At 57.3% G+C, this 4,168-nt stretch carries 6 protein-coding genes; 5 read left to right on the forward strand and 1 reads right to left on the reverse strand.

Annotation, left to right across the window (positions count from 1 at the left end; genetic code table 11):
- The coding region (gene intI1 / locus EXE10_RS20225) for a class 1 integron integrase IntI1 (protein ID WP_079284715.1) at positions 1–797 on the reverse strand (797 nt) is incomplete at its 3' end.
- Positions 798–969: 172 nt separating this feature from the next.
- On the opposite strand from intI1, the gene EXE10_RS20230 reads away from it, so the two are divergent.
- The 5 genes from EXE10_RS20230 to EXE10_RS20255 all read left to right on the forward strand — a co-directional run bounded on the left by EXE10_RS20230 (position 970) and on the right by EXE10_RS20255 (position 4,092).
- The gene (locus EXE10_RS20230) at positions 970–1,422 is read left to right on the forward strand and encodes an NAD(+)--rifampin ADP-ribosyltransferase Arr-3 (protein ID WP_001749986.1); all 453 of its coding nucleotides are present in this window, start codon (positions 970–972) and stop codon (positions 1,420–1,422) included.
- Between the two features lie 105 nt (positions 1,423–1,527).
- Positions 1,528–2,115: an AAC(6')-Ib family aminoglycoside 6'-N-acetyltransferase gene (gene aac(6')-Ib / locus EXE10_RS20235; RefSeq protein ID WP_033917551.1), complete on the forward strand. Its 588-nt coding sequence runs from the start codon at positions 1,528–1,530 to the stop codon at positions 2,113–2,115.
- Positions 2,116–2,283: 168 nt separating this feature from the next.
- Positions 2,284–2,631, forward strand: coding sequence for a quaternary ammonium compound efflux SMR transporter QacE delta 1 (locus EXE10_RS20240; protein WP_000679427.1), 348 nt, complete (start codon positions 2,284–2,286; stop codon positions 2,629–2,631).
- Complete coding sequence (gene sul1, locus EXE10_RS20245; protein WP_000259031.1) at positions 2,625–3,464, forward strand: sulfonamide-resistant dihydropteroate synthase Sul1; 840 nt, start codon at positions 2,625–2,627, stop codon at positions 3,462–3,464. Before EXE10_RS20240 ends, sul1 begins: the two co-directional genes overlap by 7 nt.
- A gap of 127 nt (positions 3,465–3,591) precedes the next feature.
- The gene (locus EXE10_RS20255; protein WP_000376623.1) at positions 3,592–4,092 is read left to right on the forward strand and encodes a GNAT family N-acetyltransferase; all 501 of its coding nucleotides are present in this window, start codon (positions 3,592–3,594) and stop codon (positions 4,090–4,092) included.
- Positions 4,093–4,168 lie beyond the last annotated feature (76 nt).

Consider the following 4,168-nt stretch of genomic DNA (forward strand, 5'->3'; position numbering starts at 1 on the left):
TCTACGGCACGTTTGAAGGCGCGCTGAAAGGTCTGGTCATACATGTGATGGCGACGCACGACACCGCTCCGTGGATCGGTCGAATGCGTGTGCTGCGCAAAAACCCAGAACCACGGCCAGGAATGCCCGGCGCGCGGATACTTCCGCTCAAGGGCGTCGGGAAGCGCAACGCCGCTGCGGCCCTCGGCCTGGTCCTTCAGCCACCATGCCCGTGCACGCGACAGCTGCTCGCGCAGGCTGGGTGCCAAGCTCTCGGGTAACATCAAGGCCCGATCCTTGGAGCCCTTGCCCTCCCGCACGATGATCGTGCCGTGATCGAAATCCAGATCCTTGACCCGCAGTTGCAAACCCTCACTGATCCGCATGCCCGTTCCATACAGAAGCTGGGCGAACAAACGATGCTCGCCTTCCAGAAAACCGAGGATGCGAACCACTTCATCCGGGGTCAGCACCACCGGCAAGCGCCGCGACGGCCGAGGTCTTCCGATCTCCTGAAGCCAGGGCAGATCCGTGCACAGCACCTTGCCGTAGAAGAACAGCAAGGCCGCCAATGCCTGACGATGCGTGGAGACCGAAACCTTGCGCTCGTTCGCCAGCCAGGACAGAAATGCCTCGACTTCGCTGCTGCCCAAGGTTGCCGGGTGACGCACACCGTGGAAACGGATGAAGGCACGAACCCAGTGGACATAAGCCTGTTCGGTTGGTAAGCTGTAATGCAAGTAGCGTATGCGCTCACGCAACTGGTCCAGAACCTTGACCGAACGCAGCGGTGGTAACGGCGCAGTGGCGGTTTTCATGGCTTGTTATGACTGTTTTTTTGTACAGTCTATGCCTCGGGCATCCAAGCAGCAAGCGCGTTACGCCGTGGGTCGATGTTTGATGTTATGGAGCAGCAACGATGTTACGCAGCAGGGCAGTCGCCCTAAAACAAAGTTATGCAGCCAAATCCCAACAATTAAGGGTCTTAAAATGGTAAAAGATTGGATTCCCATCTCTCATGATAATTACAAGCAGGTGCAAGGACCGTTCTATCATGGAACCAAAGCCAATTTGGCGATTGGTGACTTGCTAACCACAGGGTTCATCTCTCATTTCGAGGACGGTCGTATTCTTAAGCACATCTACTTTTCAGCCTTGATGGAGCCAGCAGTTTGGGGAGCTGAACTTGCTATGTCACTGTCTGGCCTCGAGGGTCGCGGCTACATATACATAGTTGAGCCAACAGGACCGTTCGAAGACGATCCGAATCTTACGAACAAAAGATTTCCCGGTAATCCAACACAGTCCTATAGAACCTGCGAACCCTTGAGAATTGTTGGCGTTGTTGAAGACTGGGAGGGGCATCCTGTTGAATTAATAAGGGGAATGTTGGATTCGTTGGAGGACTTAAAGCGCCGTGGTTTACACGTCATTGAAGACTAGTCCTTTGCATAACAAAGCCATCAAACCGGACGCCAGAGATTCCGCGCCTGTTGCGCATGGCTTCGCCATTTTATGCGCAATAGGCGCGCCACCCTGTCGCCGTTTATGGCGGCGTTAGGCATCACAAAGTACAGCATCGTGACCAACAGCAACGATTCCGTCACACTGCGCCTCATGACTGAGCATGACCTTGCGATGCTCTATGAGTGGCTAAATCGATCTCATATCGTCGAGTGGTGGGGCGGAGAAGAAGCACGCCCGACACTTGCTGACGTACAGGAACAGTACTTGCCAAGCGTTTTAGCGCAAGAGTCCGTCACTCCATACATTGCAATGCTGAATGGAGAGCCGATTGGGTATGCCCAGTCGTACGTTGCTCTTGGAAGCGGGGACGGATGGTGGGAAGAAGAAACCGATCCAGGAGTACGCGGAATAGACCAGTCACTGGCGAATGCATCACAACTGGGCAAAGGCTTGGGAACCAAGCTGGTTCGAGCTCTGGTTGAGTTGCTGTTCAATGATCCCGAGGTCACCAAGATCCAAACGGACCCGTCGCCGAGCAACTTGCGAGCGATCCGATGCTACGAGAAAGCGGGGTTTGAGAGGCAAGGTACCGTAACCACCCCAGATGGTCCAGCCGTGTACATGGTTCAAACACGCCAGGCATTCGAGCGAACACGCAGTGATGCCTAACCCTTCCATCGAGGGGGACGTCCAAGGGCTGGCGCCCTTGGCCGCCCCTCATGTCAAACGTTAGATGCACTAAGCACATAATTGCTCACAGCCAAACTATCAGGTCAAGTCTGCTTTTATTATTTTTAAGCGTGCATAATAAGCCCTACACAAATTGGGAGATATATCATGAAAGGCTGGCTTTTTCTTGTTATCGCAATAGTTGGCGAAGTAATCGCAACATCCGCATTAAAATCTAGCGAGGGCTTTACTAAGCTTGCCCCTTCCGCCGTTGTCATAATCGGTTATGGCATCGCATTTTATTTTCTTTCTCTGGTTCTGAAATCCATCCCTGTCGGTGTTGCTTATGCAGTCTGGTCGGGACTCGGCGTCGTCATAATTACAGCCATTGCCTGGTTGCTTCATGGGCAAAAGCTTGATGCGTGGGGCTTTGTAGGTATGGGGCTCATAATTGCTGCCTTTTTGCTCGCCCGATCCCCATCGTGGAAGTCGCTGCGGAGGCCGACGCCATGGTGACGGTGTTCGGCATTCTGAATCTCACCGAGGACTCCTTCTTCGATGAGAGCCGGCGGCTAGACCCCGCCGGCGCTGTCACCGCGGCGATCGAAATGCTGCGAGTCGGATCAGACGTCGTGGATGTCGGACCGGCCGCCAGCCATCCGGACGCGAGGCCTGTATCGCCGGCCGATGAGATCAGACGTATTGCGCCGCTCTTAGACGCCCTGTCCGATCAGATGCACCGTGTTTCAATCGACAGCTTCCAACCGGAAACCCAGCGCTATGCGCTCAAGCGCGGCGTGGGCTACCTGAACGATATCCAAGGATTTCCTGACCCTGCGCTCTATCCCGATATTGCTGAGGCGGACTGCAGGCTGGTGGTTATGCACTCAGCGCAGCGGGATGGCATCGCCACCCGCACCGGTCACCTTCGACCCGAAGACGCGCTCGACGAGATTGTGCGGTTCTTCGAGGCGCGGGTTTCCGCCTTGCGACGGAGCGGGGTCGCTGCCGACCGGCTCATCCTCGATCCGGGGATGGGATTTTTCTTGAGCCCCGCACCGGAAACATCGCTGCACGTGCTGTCGAACCTTCAAAAGCTGAAGTCGGCGTTGGGGCTTCCGCTATTGGTCTCGGTGTCGCGGAAATCCTTCTTGGGCGCCACCGTTGGCCTTCCTGTAAAGGATCTGGGTCCAGCGAGCCTTGCGGCGGAACTTCACGCGATCGGCAATGGCGCTGACTACGTCCGCACCCACGCGCCTGGAGATCTGCGAAGCGCAATCACCTTCTCGGAAACCCTCGCGAAATTTCGCAGTCGCGACGCCAGAGACCGAGGGTTAGATCATGCCTAGCATTCACCTTCCGGCCGCCCGCTAGCGGACCCTGGTCAGGTTCCGCGAAGGTGGGCGCAGACATGCTGGGCTCGTCAGGATCAAACTGCACTATGAGGCGGCGGTTCATACCGCGCCAGGGGAGCGAATGGACAGCGAGGAGCCTCCGAACGTTCGGGTCGCCTGCTCGGGTGATATCGACGAGGTTGTGCGGCTGATGCACGACGCTGCGGCGTGGATGTCCGCCAAGGGAACGCCCGCCTGGGACGTCGCGCGGATCGACCGGACATTCGCGGAGACCTTCGTCCTGAGATCCGAGCTCCTAGTCGCGAGTTGCAGCGACGGCATCGTCGGCTGTTGCACCTTGTCGGCCGAGGATCCCGAGTTCTGGCCCGACGCCCTCAAGGGGGAGGCCGCATATCTGCACAAGCTCGCGGTGCGACGGACACATGCGGGCCGGGGTGTCAGCTCCGCGCTGATCGAGGCTTGCCGCCATGCCGCGCGAACGCAGGGGTGCGCCAAGCTGCGGCTCGACTGCCACCCGAACCTGCGTGGCCTATACGAGCGGCTCGGATTCACCCACGTCGACACTTTCAATCCCGGCTGGGATCCAACCTTCATCGCAGAACGCCTAGAACTCGAAATCTAACGTCCGTTCGGGCATCGAGGTCCATGTCGGGGTGGGACGGGCCCGTGGCTTCAAGATCACTTGCAGTCCGACCGCG

The sequence above is a fragment of the Acinetobacter sp. WCHAc060033 genome, from assembly GCF_004209125.1.
GTDB lineage: Bacteria > Pseudomonadota > Gammaproteobacteria > Pseudomonadales > Moraxellaceae > Acinetobacter > Acinetobacter wuhouensis.

Excerpts from the sequence above, each read along its gene's own strand:
- EXE10_RS20230 (WP_001749986.1), top strand. The coding sequence starts at position 970 with ATGGTAAAAGATTGGATTCCCATCTCTCATGATAATTACAAGCAGGTG.
- EXE10_RS20240 (WP_000679427.1), top strand. The coding sequence starts at position 2,284 with ATGAAAGGCTGGCTTTTTCTTGTTATCGCAATAGTTGGCGAAGTAATC.
- sul1 (WP_000259031.1), top strand. The coding sequence starts at position 2,625 with ATGGTGACGGTGTTCGGCATTCTGAATCTCACCGAGGACTCCTTCTTC.
- EXE10_RS20255 (WP_000376623.1), top strand. The coding sequence starts at position 3,592 with ATGGACAGCGAGGAGCCTCCGAACGTTCGGGTCGCCTGCTCGGGTGAT.